The sequence below is a fragment of the Nonomuraea sp. GTA35 genome (genome assembly GCF_041950525.1).
Taxonomy (GTDB): domain Bacteria; phylum Actinomycetota; class Actinomycetes; order Streptosporangiales; family Streptosporangiaceae; genus Nonomuraea.
On the sequence record NZ_JBGNUV010000002.1, the window covers coordinates 537,248 to 555,363 of the forward strand.

Consider the following 18,116-nt stretch of genomic DNA (forward strand, 5'->3'; position numbering starts at 1 on the left):
GGGTGACAGCGGCTGAATCTAACGGGTCAGCCCATGTATCGAAGGAAACATGCCCCTTCCGCTTTGGGGCAGCGTGCGCCGCCGGGCGGCCGGGTGGAACGCGACGGCCGTCGTACCATCCGACAGAACGGCTCTCTCTCGAGAGTACGCAAATGACGGGGAATAGAGCACTTGATGATCAAATTCAATGTTCTCGGTCCACTGGAAGTGCGCACGCAAGCCGATTCATCCCTGCCCAAGGGCCGCAAGGCACGCCAGGTCCTGGCGCTGCTGCTGCTTCGCGCCAACGAGGTCGTCGACGTGGAGACGTTCGCCGAGGAGCTGTGGGAGGGTCGCGGCGGGGGGGTCGGCGCGATCCGCACCCACGTCTACAACCTGCGCTCGGCGCTGGCCGCCCAGCCTGCCACCCGCGCGGTGGCCGACATGCTGGTCACCGAGCCGACCGGGTACCTGCTGCGGGTCGAGCCGGGGCAGCTCGACGCGGAGGCGTTCGCCGACTCGGTCGCCGAGGGCCGGCAGCTCATGAGCTCCGGCGCCACGGAGAAGGCGTCCCGGCGGCTGCGTGACGGGCTGAGCCTGTGGCGGGGGCGCGCGCTGGCCAACGTCACGCCCGGGCCTGTCGTGGCCCGGCATCTCACCTACCTGGAGGAGATCCGCAACCGCGCCGTCGAGCTGCGGCTGGAGGCGGACCTGCGGCTCGGCCACCACCGGGAGCTGGTGGCGGAGCTGCGCACGCTGATCGCCAGGAACCCGCTGAACGAGTGGTACCACCTGCGCCTCATCGAGTGCCTGTGCAGGTGCGGGCGGCGGGGCGAGGCCCTGCTCGCCTACCACGACCTGCGCAGGATCCTGGACGAGGAGCTCGGTCTGGAGCCGTCGGCGGAGGCCAGGCGGCTCCAGCACGGGATCCTGGCGGACGCCGGGCAGGCACCGGCCGATCAGCAGTCGAACCGCTCGGTGTACAACTGGTCCCTGCGCGCGCCGCTCGCCCGCAGGCCCGCGGCCGTCGTCTCGACGAAGCGGGGGCTGCCGCAGATGAAGTAGCGGGCGCGCGGCGTGACCGGGATGGCGGGCCGGTCGGGCCGCACCACCTCCTGGTAGCGCTCGCCGAGGCGGTGGCGCAGCTCCGCGGCGAACACCGCCTCCTGCGGCGAGGCCACCACGTGGACGAGCGACAGCGGCAGGTCGTCGCCCTGCCGCACCAGCTCCACGAAGGGGGTCACGCCGATGCCGCCCGCGATCAGCACCGCCGGCCGGCGGGGCCCGGCCAGGGCTTGGCGGGTGAAGGCGCCGTAGGGGCCGTCGAGGTGGACGACCGCGCCCGGCGCGAGAGCGCGCAGCCGCTCGGTGAACGAGCCGGCGTCCTTGACGGCGAAGGTCAGCTCCGTGCCGCCGCGTACGACGCTGAAGGGGTGGGCACGGCTGGCCAGGCTGGTCCGCAGGTAGCAGAACTGCCCCGGCAGGGGGTCGAGCGCGCGGCCCAGCGGCCTGAACGTGTAGGCGGAGACGGTCGGTGACAGCCGCTCGACCCTGACCAGCCGGTACGGCACCGCCCAGCGCGACACCGACAGCCGCCAGACCACCACCCCGGCGAACACCACGGCCAGCACCAGCCAGTACGCCTGCAGCCACGGCGTCTCGGCGAGGAAGCTGCCCAGCCCCCAGGAGTGCACGAACACCAGCGCCAGCAGCGGGTACGACAGGTAGTGCGCGTACCGCCAGACCCGGTGCCTGATCAGGTAGCGCGCCAGCGTGCTGGTCAGCCAGAGCACCAGGAACATGATGAAGGCCAGGCGCCCCATCGAGGCGTACGCCGACTCGGCCCACGTGAAGTCGGGCACCAGCACGTAGGCCCAGTCCTGCCGGTCGACGACGGTCTCCAGCAGCGGGTGGAGCAGCACGAGGAACGCGCCGCACCCGCCCAGCCACCGGTGCAGCGACACGGCGGCCAGCCGGTCGTCCCCCAGCCGGTGGGAGATCTGGCGCACGCCGAGCAGCACCTGCCACCACATGACGAGCGTGCCGGCCAGGCCGATCAGGTTGGCCACGTCGCCGAGGTCGGACGCCCGCAGGGCGAGGGGAAGCAGCGGGAGGAACGAGACGGCTCCCGCGATCGCGGCGCGGGTCATGCCGTCGCCACCGAGGAGCGCACCCGGCCGTCGCGGTCGACGGTGATCCAGCGCGCGTCCGGGTCCTGCCCGGCCAGCCACTGCGGCCCCTCCCGGGTGCCGAGCAGGACGAGGCAGGTGGCGTACACCTCGTCGGCGGCCAGGTCCCCGGTCATGACGGTGGCCTGCGCGCAGTCGGAGCCGGCCGGCGCGCCGGTGCGCGGGTCGACGATGTGGTGCAGCACGGTGCCGGCCCGGTCGCGCCAGCTGCGCCGCACGACGCTGCTCGTGGCCACCGCCACCGTGCCGGCGGGCAGCTCCAGCACGCCGACCGGCCGCTCGCGCAGCGGGTGCTCGACGCCGATCCGCCAGGGCCTGCCGCCCTCCGGCCGCCAGGCGACCAGGTCTCCGCCCGCGTCGATCATCCCGTACGGCACCCGCCCGGCCTCGCGCTGCGTCTGCGCGGCCCGCTGCACGCTCCATCCCTTGACGAACCCGCCGAGGTCGACCGCGAGGCCGGGCGAGAGCGTCACGGTGCGGTGGTCGTGATCGATGTGCACGGCGGCAGCTTGCGCGGGGAGCGGCGCGGGGGCCACCTCGGGCGTGCCCACCAGCGCGAAGTCGGTGTCGTAGCCGAGCCGGGCGAGCTCGGCGCCGAGGAAGGGGCTGAACAGGCCGCCGGTCGCGTCGAGGTAGCGGCAGGCCTCGTCGAGCGCCGCCAGGAACAGCTCCGAGACGGCGACCGGGCCGCCCGCGTTGACGCGGCTGGTGTCGCTGCCGGGGTCGAAGCGGCTGAAGGTGCGTTCCACGGTGCGCAGCCACTCCAGCACCGGGGCGTGCTGCCGCGCCGGCAGGACGAGCATGAGGTCGGTGCCCATCACCCGGTCGCGCAGGACCTTCATCTCACGACCCCCTCGTGAACGTCGTGACGGCGCCGGCGGGCAGCCGCCGGCCCGGGGAGTAGCCGGCGCGGACGTCGGCGACGAGCGCGGGCTCCTGCCCGGTGTCCGCCGGCAGGAACTCCACCCGCGGCCGGGAGGCGTGCGGCGCGTTCCCGACCTCGATGGAGCCGGTGAACAGCACCCGTTTCTCCCACACCACATTGCCCTCCACACGATAGGTGTACGAACCCGGCGGGACCGGCTTGCCGCTGCGGTCGGTGGTGTCCCAGTAGACGCTCTGCCTGCCGCTCTCCTGGGCGGGGCGGCTGGCCGCCTTGACCTCGCTGTCGGTGGCCGACTCCCACCCGGACGCCTCGCGCCACAGGGGCAGCGACATGGGCCTGCGCTCGAAGCCGCCGTTGGCGGTGAAGCTGGTGGCGAACAGGGTGCGCACGTAACGCCCCTGCGCGTCCTCGATCCAGATGGCGAGCTGGTTGCTGGCCAGCCGGGGTAACCGGTTGAGCTGGTAGTCGATGCGCACCAGGCCCAGGCGTCCGGTGACCGGCACCGACCAGGTGAGGCCCGCGGGCGAGGCGGGCGGCGGCTCGGGGCGGTAGGCGAGGTAGGCGGCGGTCGCGGTCGTGGCCACTCCGGTGATGACGACGATCGGCACGATCAGTCGGCTCGTCCGCTCCGACATGGTTGCCCTTTCCTGATGGATAGTGTGCATCAACACTACCTATTCTCGCGACGGGATGGATCCCGCCACAGGGATATCCGCGCGCGCCCAGGGTAGTGCCGAGCCCATGCCCCCCATCGTGGCCGTCGTGGCACACCGCAAGAAGACGCTGGGCGCAGGCCTGGACGCGCTCCGCGTGCTCATCAGCGAGCAGGACGTCGGCGACGTCCTCTGGCACGAGGTGTCGAAGAGCAGGAAAGCCGGCAAGAAGGTGCGCAAGGCGCTCGACGAGGGCGCCGAGCTGGTGTTCGTCTGGGGCGGCGACGGCATGGTGCAGCGCTGCGCCGACGCGCTGGCGGGCTCGGGCGTGCCGATGGCCATCCTCCCGGCCGGCACCGCGAACCTGTTCGCCGCCAACCTCGGCATCCCCGCCGACCTGGCGCGAGCCGTGCGCATCGGCTTCCACGGGCGGCGCGAGAAGCTGGACCTGGGCGTGCTGAACGGCGAGCACTTCGCGGTGATGGCGGGTGCCGGGTTCGAGGCCGAGATGATCGCCGACGTGGACGGGCAGGCCAAGCAGCGCTTCGGCAAGCTGAGCTACTTCAGGGCGGCCGTGCGGCACGTCGGCGGGCCGCGGGTGCCGATGAAGATCAAGCTGGACGGGACGACCTGGTTCGAGGGCCGGGCGAGCTGCCTGCTGCTGGGCAACGTGAGCACGATCGCCGCCGGCGTCGAGGCCTTCGACGACGCCCGGCCGGACGACGGCTGGCTGGAGGTGGGCATCACCACCGCCAAGGGCCCGGTGCAGTGGGCGCGGGTGCTCGCCAGGATGGCCGCGGGCCGCTCCGACGGCTCGCCGCTCGTGCGGGTCTCGCGCGCCAGGAAGGTCTCGGCCCGCTTCGGCCGCCCGCTGCGGTTCGAGCTCGACGGCGGCGAGCGCGGGCTCACCACCCGGTTCAAGGCCGAGGTCGCCGCGGGCGCGCTGACCGTCTGCCTGCCCGAGGACTGAGCTCAGGTGGCGGCCGCGTGCCGCTCCAGGAAGGTGTAGACGTCGGCCTCGTCCACGCCGGGGAACGAGCCCGGCGGCAGCGCGGCCAGCACGTGGGAGTTGGCGCGGGCCGACGGCCAGGCGTACCCCTCCCAGCGCTCGGCCAGCTCGGCGGGCGGCCGGCGGCAGCAGTCGCCGTTCGGGCAGCTGGACTTGGTGCGGTGGGTGGTCTCGCGGCCCCTGAACCAGCGCGACTCCTTGTACGGCACCCCCAGCGTGATCGCGAAGTCCCGCTCGCGCGACGGATCGACGTGCGCCACGCAGAAGTACGTGCCGGTGGGCGAGTCGGAGTACTGGTAGTACACCGAGAACCGGTCGGGCGAGGCGAACACCTGCCGCCCCGACCACTGCAGGCACATCCGCTGCCCCTCGATCGCGCCCTGCTCGTCGGCGGGGAAGACGATGCCGTCGTTCTCGTAGGCCTTGTAGATGGTGCCGCCGGCGTCGTTGCGCACGAAGTGGCAGACCAGGCCGAGGTGGTGGGTGGCGAGGTTGGTGAAGCGGTGGGCGGCCATCTCGTACGACACCGCGAACACGTCGCGCAGGTCCTCGACCGACAGCGCCCGGTCGGACTTGGCCTCCTGGAGGTAGAGCGCGGCGGCCTTCTCGGGGACGAGCACGGCGGCGGCGAAGTAGTTGGCCTCGGTGCGCTGGCGCAGGAAGTCGGCGAAGTCGCGGGGCTTGTCGTGGCCGAGCGCGAGGTGCCCGAGCGTCTGGAGCAGGATCGTGCGCGGAGTGTGCATGCCGAGCTGCTCGTGCTTGACGTAGATGCGGCGGTTGCGCAGGTCGGTGATGGAGCGCACGGAGCGCGGCAGGTCCTGCGCGGTGTGCACGGTGTAGCCGAAGTGCGTGACCAGGCCCTGGATGGTGCTCTGCGACAGGGCGCCCGTGCGGTAGCCGACCGCCTCCAGCGCCTGGGCGGCGGCCTTCTCGATGTCGGGGAAGTAGTTGCCCACCTCCCGCTGCCTGCGCCGCAGCTCGGCGTTGGCGGCCCTGGCCTCCTCGGGGGTGGCGGTGCCGCGGGCCTGGCGGGCGCGCAGCTCGCCGTACAGGCCGAGGAGGTGCTCCAGCACGTCGTTCGGCACGCGGGCGGAGACCTTCAGCCGGGGCAGGCCGAGCCCGGCGTAGACGGGGTCGCGCTGGGCCTCCTCCAGCGCGATCTCCAGTTGCGCGCGGCGGTTGGGCGGCTGGCGGCGCAGCAGCTCCTCGACCGGGACGCCCAGGGCGGCCGCCAGCGACTTGAGCAGGGAGAGCTTGGGCTCGCGCTTGCCGTTCTCGAGCAGGGAGAGCTGGCTGGGCGCCCTGCCGACGCGCGAGCCGAGGTCGGACAGCGTCAGGCCGCGCTGTTTGCGCAGGTGGCGCAGGCGCTGGCCAAACGCGATCAGATCAAGCTCCTGCGTCAAAGACAGCGGTTCTTCGCCCAGCAAGGAGGCCATGTCGGAATCTTAGACAGAAATTCGGCCCATTTTCTAGCCTTCCCGGCGTCACGGTTGCCGGCGTCGCGCCGGGCGTTCCCGGCACTCGATTGGTCTAGGCCAACGGTAAAACTTGCGATTTCTTCACCACTGAATACGCACGAGTAATGCACGTAAGCAGAAGATTCGCGATTCTTCTCCGCTCTTCGGGCTGTTTGGCGTGCTCGCCAGGGCAGAGACTCGGCGTGAGCCCCAGGGGACGACAAAGGAGTGAACAATGATCGATCGCCTCAAGGGAGCTGCCGAGCAGCTGCAGGACGAATGGGACAACGACCCTCGCTGGGCGGGCATCGAGCGCACGTACAGCGCCGAAGACGTGATCAGGTTGCGCGGCAGCGTCCAGGAGGAGCACACGCTGGCCCGGCTCGGCGCCGAGCGGCTGTGGCAGCTCCTGCACACCGAGGACTACGTCAACAGCCTCGGCGCGCTCACCGGCAACCAGGCGGTGCAGCAGGTGAAGGCCGGCCTGAAGGCCATCTACCTGTCCGGCTGGCAGGTGGCCGCGGACGCGAACCTGGGCGGGCAGACGTACCCGGACCAGAGCCTGTACCCGGCCAACTCCGTGCCTGCCGTCGTGCGCCGCATCAACAACGCGCTGCTGCGCGCCGACCAGATCACCTGGTCGGAGGGCGACGATGACGCCCCGTACTGGCTGGCGCCCATCGTGGCGGACGCCGAGGCCGGCTTCGGCGGCGTGCTCAACGCGTTCGAGCTGATGAAGGGCATGATCGCGGCCGGCGCCGCGGGCGTGCACTGGGAGGACCAGCTCGCCTCCGAGAAGAAGTGCGGCCACCTGGGCGGCAAGGTGCTGATCCCGACCGGCCAGCACATCAAGACGCTCAACGCCGCCCGCCTCGCCGCGGACGTCGCCGGCGTCCCCTCGCTGATCGTCGCGCGGACCGACGCCCAGGCCGCGACGCTCCTGACCAGCGACGTGGACCCGCGCGACCAGGTCTTCACCACCGGCGACCGCACCTCCGAGGGCTTCTACCGGGTCAGGAACGGGCTGGAGGCGTGCGTGGCGCGCGGCCTGGCGTACGCGCCGTACTCCGACCTGCTCTGGATGGAGACCGGCACGCCCGACCTGGACGTGGCCCGCGCGTTCGCCGAGGCGATCAAGGCCGAGTACCCGGACCAGATGCTGGCCTACAACTGCTCGCCGTCGTTCAACTGGAAGAAGCACCTGGACGACTCCACCATCGCCAAGTTCCAGCGGGAGCTGGGGCACATGGGGTACAAGTTCCAGTTCATCACCCTCGCCGGATTCCACTCGCTGAACTACGGCATGTTCGACCTGGCCCAGGGGTACGCGGCGGACGGCATGACGGCCTACGTCGAGCTGCAGGAGGCCGAGTTCGCCGCCGAGTCACGGGGTTACACCGCGACGAGGCACCAGCGCGAGGTCGGCACCGGCTACTTCGACCTGGTCAGCACCGCCGTCGCGCCCGACTCCTCGACGACCGCGCTGCGGGGGTCGACCGAGGAGGAGCAGTTCGGCCACTGATGCCGCCCTGATCCCGCACCGATCCGCACCGATCCGCACCGATCCCGCACTGATTCCGCACTGAGCTCGCCGGCCACCTCCAGGGCATGGGATGGTTCCCCCGGCGAACGCGGGCCGCGCCGGTCCCCCCAGCACCGGCGCGGCCCGCCCTTTTTCGTGCGCGGGGTGTCACCGGCGGCACAGCGCGGCTGTCACCGAGGGCACAGCAGTGCTGTGACCAGCGGCACAGCCGCTCGCGTGCCTCCTCACCACACTGGCACCAGCACCACCGTGAGTGTCAGGAGGCACCTTGCGACACCTCGCTCGGCACCCTGTCCGTCGCCTGGCCCGGCACCCTGGCCACCAGCGCGTCCGGCGCCTTGGCCACCACCTCGCCCGGCACCGCCCTGCCCGTGTCGCCACCCGGCCCGCCGCCGGCGCGAGACCGCTCGTGTGTCCCGGCGGCTCCTTAGGCTCCGGCTGAACGGCTCGGCGGGCCGGCGCCGCCTCCTCCCGGAAGTCTCAGGGGGTGGCGGTGCCGGTCGTCGCCGGGGTGTCGGAGGGCGAGCCGGACGGGTCCGGCGATTCGCCCGGGCCGTCCTGCGGGATCGTGCTGATCGAGCCCGACGGTTGCGGGCAGTCCCGCCTGGCCGCCGCGTTGCCGCGCCTGCGGGCCGCCGGGGTCGCGCACACCTCCCCGCCGTCCCCGCCCTGATCGCCGGGGCCGCTGGTCTGCGTGGGGCGGAACGTGCCGCGCCGCTCGCCGGAGGGCGTCAGCACGACGAGGGGCCCCTTCGTCCTGGTCTGCGTGACGAACACCGTGGGCGTCGCCGGCGCCGACGTCCGCGTCGCGAGCTGGACCGGAGGCGTCCTGCTGGTGACGGCCGTGGGACGGACGGTCGAGCCGGCGCTGCCCGAGGATCGTACGGCGGGCGGGTTGCCCGGCAGCAGCGAGCCGCCGCCCACGCTCAGGCCGTCCCCGCCCGAGGCGGCGATGACCGTGATGGCCGCGATCGAGACCGTGGCCAGCGCCGCGAAGCTGGCCTGCGAGAGCTGAGCCCGCGACCTCGCCCGTGCCCCGGCCCGGGACCCGGCCCGGGACCCAGCCCGGGACCCAGCCTGGGACCCAGCCTGGGACTTCGCGCGGCCGCGCCTCCTCCGCGTCCCGGAACGCTCCATGTCCTCTGCGGAGTGCTCCTGCACGAGGTGTACCAGCCCTCCTCCCGGCGGGTAGGGGACAGGCGTCCAGATCTTCCCCAGCACCTCCTCCACGGCCTGGCGCAACTCCCACGGGTCCCCCACTCCCCCGGCGGCCAGCAGCGCCCGCAGCAGGTCGGCGGCCTTGGGCCGGTCGGCGGGATCCTTGGCCAGGGCGGCCGAGACGGCGGACCTGAGCAGGGCCGGCACGCGCTCGACGCGCGGCGGGTCGAACAGGATGCGCCGGGTCAGCACGTCGGGCTCCCCGCCCCCGAACGGGTGGTGCCCCGTGGCGGCGAAGGCCACCAGGCAGCCCCAGGCGAAGACGTCGGACGCGGGCAGGGCGGCCCCGCCGGTCAGCCGCTCGGGCGCCACCCATCCGGGGCTGCCCATGACCTGCCCGGCCTGGGTGTGCGCGGCGAGCGTGTCCACGTCGCGGGCGATGCCGAAGTCGATGACGCGCGGGCCCTTCGCGGACAGCAGCACGTTGCCCGGCTTGAGGTCGCGGTGCACCAGCCCGGCCTCGTGCACCGCGACGAGCGCCGCCGCGACGCCGAGCGCGACCCCGTAGGCGAGGTCGGGTGCGAGCGGCCCGCCGGCCCTGACGACCTGGGAGAGGGCGGGGCCGGGGATGTACTCGGTGACGAGGTACGGGCGGTCCCTGTCGGTGCCGTCCTCGACGACCGCCGCCGTGCAGAAGGGCACCAATCTTCGCGAGAAAGCCACTTCCTCGGCGAAGCGGGCCCGTAACGTGGCATCGTGGAGATGCACCGCATGCGGCGTCTTCAGCGCGACGAGGCCCCCCTGAGGGTGCTCCGCCAGATACACCACTCCCATCCCGCCCGTTCCGAGGCGGCCGAGGAGCAGGTATCGGCCGATGATGACCGGGTCCCCCACCGTAAGCGGTCGCACGCCAGGAGGCGGCTCGCTCGCACCACGCGCCATCCGGTTTCGCCTCTCCTGATCAGTGTCATGGCAAGGCACACTGTGGCGGCATCCGGGGCGGGCTTCCGCATGTCTTACACAAGGGGTATCGCAGGGAAGGCGATCATTCCTTCGAGGTAAGTAAGGGGTGGGGAAGCAGGCGATTCTTGCGTCAGGAGGCGATTGCGGCGGCCTCCTCGGCCTCGACCTGACGGTTCCAGTCGCGCTTGACCTGGCGCCAGGCCTCGTCGTCCACGCCGAGCCGCCAGTAGCCGGAGATGGACAGCCGGTCGAGGGGGATCCCCCGCTCCAGGCGCAGGTGGTGGCGGAGCTCCTTGACGAATCCGGCCTCGCCGTGCACGAACGCGTGCACGTCGCCGTCGGGGAAGTCCAGCTCGCGCACGGCGGCCACGAGCCGCTCGCCGACCGGGCGGTCGCCCCGGTACAGCCACCTGATCCGCGCGTCGGCCGCGGTCTCCAGCTTCAGCTCGTCCTCCGGCGCGTCCACCTCGATGAACACGCGGGCGGGGGTGGCGTCGGGGAGCGCCTCCAGCGAGGCCGCGATGGCCGGCAGCGCGCTCTCGTCCCCCACGAACAGGTGCCAGTCCGCCTCGGAGTCAGGCGCGTAGCCGCCGCCGGGGCCCAGGATGAGCAGCTCGTCGCCCGGCCGCGCGTGGTCCGCCCACGGGCCGGCCAGGCCCTCGTCACCGTGCACGACGAAGTCGAGGGTGAGCTCCCGGGTGTAGGGGTCCCAGGCGCGTACGGTGTAGGTGCGCAGCTTCGGCCAGACCTCGGGCGGCAGGGTCTCGCGGCAGGCCTTCACGCTGAACGGCTGCGGGTACTCGACGCCCTCGCAGGGGAAGACCAGCTTGACGTAGTGGTCGGTGAGTCCCCGGGTGGCGAATTCCGCCAGCCCGTCCCCGCCCAGGACCACGCGGACCATGTTGCGCGAGAGGCGCTCGGTGCGCTGGACGACCCCCCGGTGGTGTTCCGTACGCTTGTCAGCCATAGGACAGCCCCCCTGAGTTAGGCATACCTAACCTTATACTGCCCGCAGGACCGGCCGTAGACCTATCGCCCCGAACGGGGCCGGCGAACGATCAGGCGGCCGCCGAGTCCCCCATCGGCTCCGGCATCTCCGCCACCGCCTGGAGGAACTGCGACATGTGCCGGAACGCCAGCCGCGCCTCGGGCAGCACGTCGGCCAGGATCGGGAAGACGTGCGGCATGCGCGGCCACTCCTCGTACCTGACCGGCACCCCCGCCAGCCGCGCCCGCTGCGCCACCCGCCTGGCCTCGTCCCGCAGCACCTCCGTCGAGCCCGTCACGATCATCAGCGGCGGCAGCCCCGCGAAGTCGCCGTGCACCGGCGAGACGAGCGGGTCCCAGGGGTCCAGGCCCGAGGTCCACCGGCGGGCCAGCCAGCGCACCCGGCTCGCCGGGAGCATGGGGTCCTGCCAGCGGTTCGCGCGGCGCGGGAAGTCGGTGAGGTCGGCCCACGGCGACAGGCAGATGGCCGCCGCGGGCAGCGGCAGGCCCCTGTCGCGCAGCGCCAGCAAGGTCGCGAGGGTGAGATGACCGCCCGCCGAGTCGCCCGCCAGGATCACGTCCTCGGGCGCGTGCCCGCGCCGGAGCAGGCAGTCGTAGGCGTCCAGCGCGTCGGCCAGGGAGTCGGCCAGCCTGTGCACCGGGCCCTGGCGGTAGTCCAGCGCGAGGACCGGCCGCCTGGTCACCGCCGACAGCCGCCACGTGATGGGCCGGTGGGTGCGCGGCGAGCAGGAGAAGTAGCCCCCGCCGTGGAAGTAGAGCACCACCTTGCGCTCGTCGAGCCCCTGCCCGCCGCGCACCCACTCCCCGCCGCACGCGGAGAAGGCCGCCGGGACGACCGCGACGTGCTCGGGGTGCGGCACGTGGACCACCCGGGCCAGCTCGCCGAGCCGGGCGGCTCCGGACAGGGCCAGCGGATGGCGCATCAGCAGGCTGGAGGCCGGTTTCACGGTGCCGCGCAGGAGGCCGGTGAGCGCCCGGGCCTGCCAGCTCAAGGGATACTCCGGGATCACATCCCTGTCGACTCGCATACCGCCCCCTCTCAGGAGGTTTCTTCCCCCTCCCGCGAAATCCCTACCGGCCAGTAAGTAACTCATCTCTTACGCGGATATTTCGGCACGATGATCCGCAGGTGCTCGGACCAGCCCCGTTTATCCCGTTGCGGCCCGCCGATCCTGCGACGGATAATCCGTGTTTCCCATCGCCAGACCCGTGCGCGGGTCCGGGCACGGTGCGTAACCGTGCCATCACCCCCTGGAGGTGCAAAACCTTTCCGCTCTATGCCCGGCTCGTCCGGTACGGCTTCCGCAAACACGCCACCTACGTCTGGGCCGCGCTCGCCGGAGCGTTCACCAACAGCGTCTTCGGCATCCTGCGCGCGTACACGCTGATCGCGCTCTGGCAGGCCCGCCCCGGCCTGGCCGGCTACGACATCACCGACGCCATCACCTTCTGCTTCGTCACCCAGGCCTTCATCGGGCCGATGCAGCTCTTCGGCGGCGGGCTGGCCATCCCCGAGCGCATCCGCAGCGGCGACATCGCGCTCGACCTGGTCCGCCCCGCATCGCTGCAGCTGTGGACGCTCGCCGAGGACCTCGGCAGGGCCGCCTACCTGTTCCTGGTGCGCGGCATCCCGCCCATGCTGCTCGGCGCCGCCGTCTTCGGCATCCACGTGCCGGCGGGCCCGGGCCAGTGGCCGGCGTTCCTGATCGGCTTCGCGATCGCGGTGGTCGTCAGCTTCGGCTGGCGTTACCTGGTCGCGCTGTCGGTGTGCTGGCTGCTCGACGACCGCGGTGTCGCGGTCCTGTCGCTGGTCCTGAGCACGTTCTTCAGCGGCATGATGGTGCCGCTGCACCTGTTCCCCGGCTGGTTCGGCGACCTGGTCATGGTGCTGCCCTGGGCCGCCATGGTGCAACTGCCCACCGACCTCTACCTCGGCAACGCCCCGGTGCTGGAGACGCTCGCCCTGCAGGCGCTCTGGGCCGTGGTCCTGCTCGGCCTGGGCGCGCTCGGCACCCGGGCGATCCGCCACAAGGTGGTGATCCAGGGTGGTTAGGACGTACTTCCTGCTGGTGTGGACCTGGACCCGCGCCGCGGCGGCGTACCCGCTCTCGTTCGCGATGATGACCGTGCTCGGCTTCGCCATCGCCGCGATCGACGTCGGCGTGATCCTGGTCGTCTTCGCCAACACCACCACCCTGGCCGGCTTCTCCCGCGAGGAGGTGCTGTTCCTGTACGGGTCGGCCGCCCTGGCCTTCTCCATCTGCGACACGTTCGTCAGCAACCTCGACCGGATCAGCGGGCACATCAAGGCCGGCACCCTCGACACGTTCCTGATCAGGCCGGTCAGCGCGTGGGTCCAGCTCGCCGCCGACCGGTTCATGGCCAACCGCGTGGGGCGCATCCTTCAGGCCGGGCTCGTGCTCGGCTACGCCGCCACCGCGCTCGGCATCGACGGGCGGCGCGCCTGGATGATCCCCGTCATGGTGGTGACGGGCATCGTCATCTTCGCCTCGCTGTGGACGATCGCCGGCGCGCTGCAGTTCGTGCTGACCGACGCCCCCGAGGTGGTCAACACCCTGACCTACGGCAGCAGCCAGCTCACCCAGTACCCGCTCAGCGTCTACGCCCGCGACCTGGTCAGGGGCGTGACGTACGTGCTGCCGCTGGCGTTCGTCAACTGGCAGCCCGGCCTGTACGTGCTGGGCAGGGCCGACCCCTTCGGCACGCCCGAGTTCATGCGGTTCGTCGGACCGGCCGCCGCGCTGGTCCTGGCCCTGCTGGCCGCGCTGGTCTGGCGGCAGGGCATCCGGCACTACCGATCCACGGGGAGTTGACGCGAATGATCGAGCTTGACCGGGCCGGACGCTCGTTCAAGGTGAAGAGGAACGTCGTGCACGCCGTGCGCGAGCTGTCGTTCACGGTGTCGGCGGGCGAGTTCGTCGGCTACCTCGGCCCCAACGGCGCGGGCAAGTCCACCACGATCAAGATGTTGTGCGGCATCCTGACCCCCACCTCGGGCAGCGTCAGGGTGGCGGGGCTGGACCCCTCGCGCCGCCGCACGACGCTGGCGCGGCGCATCGGGGTGGTGTTCGGGCAGCGAACGACGCTGTGGTGGGACCTGCCGCTGCGTGACAGCTTCGAGCTGATCAGGCACCTCTACCGGGTCGGCCGCGCCGACTTCGCCGCCCGGCTCGACGAGCTGACGCAGACCCTGGACCTGGGTGGGTTCCTGCGCACGCCGGTGCGGCAGCTCAGCCTCGGCCAGCGCATGCGCGGCGACCTGGCGGCGGCGCTGCTGCACGCGCCCGACGTGCTGGTGCTCGACGAGCCGACGATCGGGCTCGACGTGGTCAGCAAGGCCAGCATCCGCGACTTCCTGCTGCGCCTGAACGCGGAGCGGGGCACGACCGTGCTGCTGACCACGCACGACCTCGGCGACATCGAGCGCCTGTGCCGCCGGGTCATGCTGATCGACCACGGGCGGCTGGCGTTCGACGGCACCCTCGACGACCTGATGGCCACGGCCCCCGGCCAGTCGTCGCTGGAGGAGGTGGTCACCCGCCTCTACACGGGCACCGCCCGCTGACGGCTCCGGGCCGCCGCCGGATCAGCCCCGCTCGCCGGGGCGGTCCACGATGACCGAGGTCAGCAGGGCGGTGGCCCACACCGCACCCTTGCGGACGGCGGGCACGCTGTCGTCGCCGAAGTACTCGTCACGCAGCCAGACGTTCCTCTCGCCCAGGTAGCGGTAGGTCTGCGGGTCCAGGATGGTGTAGTTGCGCAGGGCGATGTCGGCCTCGCCGGTCTCGCGCCAGATGCCCAGGCCGCTGCGCCCGGCCGCGTCGGTGACGCCCTGCTCGATCCGGACGCCGGGGATCAGCGCCAGGGCCTCGAACAGGGCCGCCTCGAACTCGGGCGGCATGACGCCGTACCGTTCGAGGTAGAGCATGATCACCCGGTAGGCGCGGTCCGCGTCCGGTTCCGCGGTCACGGGGACACCCTCCTCCCTCGGGTAGTCGATCCAGTGCCGGTCCTTGGTCACCTTGGCGAGCAGCCGCTTCGGGTCGGTGGGCAGCGCGCGCAGCTTGCGGTCGTACTGCTGCGGCGACAGGTCGTCGTCGCCGGGGTCGGGCGGGACGTCCCGGATGGACAGCCTGCCGTCCTGGCCGAAGCCGGCGGTCTGCTTGCCGTCGTAGCGAATCCAGCGCTCCCTGGTGTCGATCGTGTCGCCGGTCGGCTGCTTGTCCAGCACCTTGGTGTACTGCCACTGCGTCGGCAGCGGCACCCCGGCGGCCTTGCGCCTGCCCACCGTGTCGGCCGCCCGCGCCAGCACCGTGCCCGGGTCGAGCTGGACGGTCCGCGGCCGGCTCGACGGAGCGGGCTCGGCAGGGGCCTGCGGCCGGACGACGACCAGGGCGACCGCGGCCGCGGTTCCCAGCGCGCCGGCCAGCAGGAGCGCGCGGCCGAATTCGCGCCGGCGCGCGCGCATCCGGCGCAGCAGCCGGCGGCGGCCCTGGGCCGTCCACTCCTCGTCCGGCTCCGGCACCACGGCACGCAGCTCGCGCAGGGATCGCAGGTCATCCACCGAGGGACTCCTCTCGTGCCGTGGTGGGGTCGCTTCCGCCGAGCGCCCTGCGGGTCCTGGCCCTGGCGCGGTGCAGGCGGGATCGGACGGTTCCGATGGGGATGTTCAGGGCGAGGGCCACGTCCTCGTACGTCATGTCCGCCCAGGCCACGAGTAACAGCACCTCGCGGTCGGCGGCCGGCAGGTCCGCCAGCGCCGCGGCCAGGCCCGCCTGCTGCGCCGCGACGCGGTCGTCGATCCTGTCGGCGTACGGCTCGGTGATCTCGTCCACCCCGGTGCGGGCCAGGGCCCGGTAGAGCCTGACCTCGACCCGACGGTGACGCTGGATGAGCCTGGCGGCGATGCCGTACAGCCAGGGGCGGGCGTCGGGATGGCTCGTGTCGTAGTGGCGGCGCCGGCGGAACGCGGCCAGGAACGCGTCGGAGACGACGTCGTCGGCCAACGACTCCCCGAGCCGCCTGGCGACGTAGCGCCGCAGGGCGGCCGCGTGCCGGTCGAAGAGCTCGGCGAAGATCTCGGGGACCTGCTCGGACCGCCGGATCAGCTCGGAGTCGGCCGGCCCGCCGGGCACTTCGTCGATCACATGTCGCTCCCGTCCGTACGGTGTGTTCGCTGGCTTTCGCCCGCACGACCGCGAGGAGTTCGCGCTTTCCGATGTGACCTGCATCACACAGGTAAGGCCGCCTCCCCGCGGGGAGACGGCCGCACCGAGGTCTTCGTGAAGGTCAGTAGTAGCTGCCCTCGGGGGTGGTCTCGTAGTCCTCGTCGAGCTCGTCGTCGCGGCGCGACCACCGCGAGGGCATCAGCACGGGGATGAACAGGGCCACGCCGAGCAGCGCGAACACGCCCGTCGTGAGGAGGGTCCTGGCGCCGAACCCGGCGTCGCGGATGATCTGGTTGACCGAGGGCTCGGTCGGGATGAAGGAGAGCGCCCGGTTCATGTCGAGCGCGTACACGACCGTCCAGGCCAGCAGCACCATGGACGGGACGAAGGTCGCCAGCGGGGAGATCCGGCCGGCCGTAACCAGGCCCGCGACGAGTCCTACCGCGGCCATCGCGCCGAGCGCGATCCACATCTTCTGGCTGTCCGGTGGGTTCGCCGCGGCATTGCCGACGGCCTGCTGCACCGCCCATCCGCCGCCCCCGAGCACGGCCGCCGTCACCACCAGGCCGACCAGCAAACCACCTAAGTGCCGCAACGTTCTCACCTCTATGTCAGCGCGATCGGCACGACCCTAGCGACAAATGCCATTTTCGGACCAGGCATTGACCAGCTTGGGACTCGAGGTCTCATCCTCCCTTGCCCCGTGAGAGCATGGAGCACACCCATGCGCGCGCGACTTCCCCTCCGGCTGGCGCGGACGGCCGCCTTCGCCGCTGTCTGCGTGACCCTGGCCGCGCTCGCCCACGTTCTCGGTGGCGGCGCCGCTCCCGCGCCATGGGCCGCCGCGCTCGGGCTCGCGGGCGTGTCCGCGCTGGGGCTGGCGCTGAGCGGCAGGGAGCGCTCGGCGGGCACGATCAACCTGATGCTGGTCGGCGCGCAGCTCGGGCTGCACGAGCTGTTCGCGGGCGAGGGCACCTTCTACGTCTCGGTGCACGGGCACGCCCAGGGCGGCCTGGCCGTCAACGCCGGCATGCTGCTCACGCACCTCACCGCCACGGTGATCACCGGCCTGTGGCTGTCGCGCGGCGAGGCCGCGCTCTGGTCGCTGCTGCGCCGCATCGGCCGCCGTCTCGTCGTCCTGCTCCGCCCGGCCGCCGCGCCCGTGTCGCGGCCCGGCGCGCCCGTCGTCCGCACCAGGGTGGTGCCGCCGCAGCCGGGTTTCCGGCACAGCGTGGCCAGGCGTGGTCCTCCACTTCCCGCCTGACCGTCTGACACCCCTTTTTCCCCCATCACCCAAGTGGAGCCTTCGACATGTCCTACGCACGCCGCGCGGCGACCGTGCTCGCCGCCGCCACCGCGCTCACCGCCGGCCTGGCCCTGCCCGCGTTCGCCCACGTCACCATCCAGCCGGGCACCGCCGAGCAGGGCGGGTTCACCAAGGTCGCGTTCCGGGTGCCGAACGAGCGCGACGACGCCTCGACCACCAAGATCGAGGTCTCCTTCCCCACCGACCACCCGCTGGCCTTCGTGTCCGTCAAGCCCGTGCCCGGGTGGAAGGTCAAGGTCACGGAGGGCAAGCTGCCCGCGCCGGTCAAGACCGAGTACGGCGACGTGGAAGAGGCCGTCACCAAGGTCGTCTGGGAGGGCGGCAAGATCAATCCTGGGGAGTTCCAGGAGTTCGAGGTGTCCATGGGGCAGCTGCCCGAGGTGGACTCGCTGATGTTCCCGACCAAGCAGACCTACTCCGGGGGCGAGGTCGTGGACTGGTCGCAGGCCCCGAAGGCCGACGGCACGGAGCCCGAGCACCCGGCGCCGCTGCTCAAGCTGGTGCCCGCCGCCGAGGACGGCGGCACGGCCACCATGTCCGCCACCGCACCCGCCTCCGCCTCGGCCGCCCCGTCGGTGGCGCCGGTGGCGGCCGCCTCGTCGTCGGACGGCACCGCCCGCCTGCTCGGCGGGGCCGGGCTGGTGGTGGGCGTCATCGGCGTCGTGATCGGCTTCCTGGGCCTGCGCCGCCGCCCGTCCGCCTGACGGCTTCCCCTCGTGCGCCCCGCCGGCCGTGCCTCGATCCCGGGCACGGGC

Annotated in this window: 18 protein-coding genes; 8 read left to right on the top strand and 10 right to left on the bottom strand. The window is 72.2% G+C overall.

Annotation, left to right across the window (positions count from 1 at the left end):
- The first annotated feature begins 174 nt into the window (after nt 1-174).
- Nucleotides 175-1,044, top strand: coding sequence for a BTAD domain-containing putative transcriptional regulator (locus ACBJ32_RS09160; protein WP_375126351.1), 870 nt, complete (start codon nt 175-177; stop codon nt 1,042-1,044).
- Here the strand turns inward: ACBJ32_RS09160 and ACBJ32_RS09165 are convergent.
- From ACBJ32_RS09165 to ACBJ32_RS09175, 3 genes are read right to left on the bottom strand one after another with little or no spacing between them, the layout of a single operon-like run.
- Nucleotides 939-2,129: a ferric reductase-like transmembrane domain-containing protein gene (locus ACBJ32_RS09165; protein WP_375126352.1), complete on the bottom strand. Its 1,191-nt coding sequence runs from the start codon at nt 2,127-2,129 to the stop codon at nt 939-941. The genes ACBJ32_RS09160 and ACBJ32_RS09165 overlap by 106 nt on opposite strands.
- The gene (locus tag ACBJ32_RS09170) at nt 2,126-3,010 is read right to left on the bottom strand and encodes an FAD:protein FMN transferase (RefSeq protein WP_375126353.1); all 885 of its coding nucleotides are present in this window, start codon (nt 3,008-3,010) and stop codon (nt 2,126-2,128) included. Before ACBJ32_RS09170 ends, ACBJ32_RS09165 begins: the two co-directional genes overlap by 4 nt.
- Before the next feature lies 1 nt (nt 3,011).
- Complete coding sequence (locus ACBJ32_RS09175; protein ID WP_375126354.1) at nt 3,012-3,689, bottom strand: DUF2271 domain-containing protein; 678 nt, start codon at nt 3,687-3,689, stop codon at nt 3,012-3,014.
- 106 nt (nt 3,690-3,795) lie between these two features.
- Here ACBJ32_RS09175 and ACBJ32_RS09180 point away from each other — a divergent pair, with 106 nt between their 5' ends.
- Entirely contained in the window at nt 3,796-4,677 is an 882-nt protein-coding gene (locus ACBJ32_RS09180) for a diacylglycerol/lipid kinase family protein (protein WP_375126355.1), read from the top strand.
- Nucleotides 4,678-4,679: 2 nt separating this feature from the next.
- On the opposite strand, the gene ACBJ32_RS09185 is transcribed toward ACBJ32_RS09180, so the two are convergent.
- The gene (locus tag ACBJ32_RS09185) at nt 4,680-6,152 is read right to left on the bottom strand and encodes a helix-turn-helix domain-containing protein (protein WP_375126356.1); all 1,473 of its coding nucleotides are present in this window, start codon (nt 6,150-6,152) and stop codon (nt 4,680-4,682) included.
- 256 nt (nt 6,153-6,408) lie between these two features.
- On the opposite strand from ACBJ32_RS09185, the gene aceA reads away from it, so the two are divergent.
- Nucleotides 6,409-7,695 (top strand): isocitrate lyase, encoded by a 1,287-nt coding sequence (aceA, locus tag ACBJ32_RS09190; protein ID WP_357866836.1) that lies wholly within the window; start codon nt 6,409-6,411, stop codon nt 7,693-7,695.
- A gap of 501 nt (nt 7,696-8,196) precedes the next feature.
- On the opposite strand, the gene ACBJ32_RS09195 is transcribed toward aceA, so the two are convergent.
- The 3 genes from ACBJ32_RS09195 to ACBJ32_RS09205 all read right to left on the bottom strand — a co-directional run bounded on the left by ACBJ32_RS09195 (nt 8,197) and on the right by ACBJ32_RS09205 (nt 11,873).
- Nucleotides 8,197-9,783, bottom strand: a complete 1,587-nt coding sequence (locus ACBJ32_RS09195) for a serine/threonine-protein kinase (RefSeq protein ID WP_375126357.1) — start codon at nt 9,781-9,783, stop codon at nt 8,197-8,199.
- Nucleotides 9,784-9,967: 184 nt separating this feature from the next.
- A complete protein-coding gene (locus ACBJ32_RS09200) occupies nt 9,968-10,804 on the bottom strand; it encodes a siderophore-interacting protein (protein ID WP_375126358.1) in 837 nt (278 codons plus the stop codon).
- Nucleotides 10,805-10,895: 91 nt separating this feature from the next.
- Nucleotides 10,896-11,873 carry an alpha/beta hydrolase gene (locus ACBJ32_RS09205; protein ID WP_357866829.1) on the bottom strand — a complete coding sequence of 326 codons (978 nt, stop codon included), beginning with the start codon at nt 11,871-11,873 and terminating at the stop codon, nt 10,896-10,898.
- Between the two features lie 200 nt (nt 11,874-12,073).
- Here ACBJ32_RS09205 and ACBJ32_RS09210 point away from each other — a divergent pair, with 200 nt between their 5' ends.
- From ACBJ32_RS09210 to ACBJ32_RS09220, 3 genes are read left to right on the top strand one after another with little or no spacing between them, the layout of a single operon-like run.
- Nucleotides 12,074-12,898, top strand: coding sequence for an ABC transporter permease (locus tag ACBJ32_RS09210; RefSeq protein WP_375126359.1), 825 nt, complete (start codon nt 12,074-12,076; stop codon nt 12,896-12,898).
- Complete coding sequence (locus tag ACBJ32_RS09215; RefSeq protein ID WP_375126360.1) at nt 12,891-13,679, top strand: ABC transporter permease; 789 nt, start codon at nt 12,891-12,893, stop codon at nt 13,677-13,679. The genes ACBJ32_RS09210 and ACBJ32_RS09215 overlap by 8 nt, the downstream gene beginning before the upstream one ends.
- Before the next feature lie 5 nt (nt 13,680-13,684).
- Entirely contained in the window at nt 13,685-14,431 is a 747-nt protein-coding gene (locus ACBJ32_RS09220; protein ID WP_375126361.1) for an ATP-binding cassette domain-containing protein, read from the top strand.
- A 21-nt stretch (nt 14,432-14,452) separates the two neighbouring features.
- Here the strand turns inward: ACBJ32_RS09220 and ACBJ32_RS09225 are convergent, their stop codons facing one another.
- From ACBJ32_RS09225 to ACBJ32_RS09235, 3 genes are all read right to left on the bottom strand, one after another.
- On the bottom strand, nt 14,453-15,430 hold the full coding sequence (locus tag ACBJ32_RS09225) for a CU044_5270 family protein (protein ID WP_375126362.1): 978 nt from the start codon (nt 15,428-15,430) through the stop codon (nt 14,453-14,455).
- Nucleotides 15,423-16,013, bottom strand: a complete 591-nt coding sequence (locus tag ACBJ32_RS09230; RefSeq protein WP_375126363.1) for an RNA polymerase sigma factor — start codon at nt 16,011-16,013, stop codon at nt 15,423-15,425. The genes ACBJ32_RS09225 and ACBJ32_RS09230 overlap by 8 nt, the downstream gene beginning before the upstream one ends.
- 142 nt (nt 16,014-16,155) lie before the next feature.
- Entirely contained in the window at nt 16,156-16,629 is a 474-nt protein-coding gene (locus ACBJ32_RS09235) for a hypothetical protein (RefSeq protein WP_375126364.1), read from the bottom strand.
- Between the two features lie 129 nt (nt 16,630-16,758).
- On the opposite strand from ACBJ32_RS09235, the gene ACBJ32_RS09240 reads away from it, so the two are divergent.
- Nucleotides 16,759-17,298 (top strand): MFS transporter, encoded by a 540-nt coding sequence (locus tag ACBJ32_RS09240; RefSeq protein WP_375126365.1) that lies wholly within the window; start codon nt 16,759-16,761, stop codon nt 17,296-17,298.
- 47 nt (nt 17,299-17,345) lie between these two features.
- Nucleotides 17,346-18,065 (top strand): YcnI family protein, encoded by a 720-nt coding sequence (locus ACBJ32_RS09245; RefSeq protein WP_375126366.1) that lies wholly within the window; start codon nt 17,346-17,348, stop codon nt 18,063-18,065.
- Nucleotides 18,066-18,116: the final 51 nt, after the last annotated feature.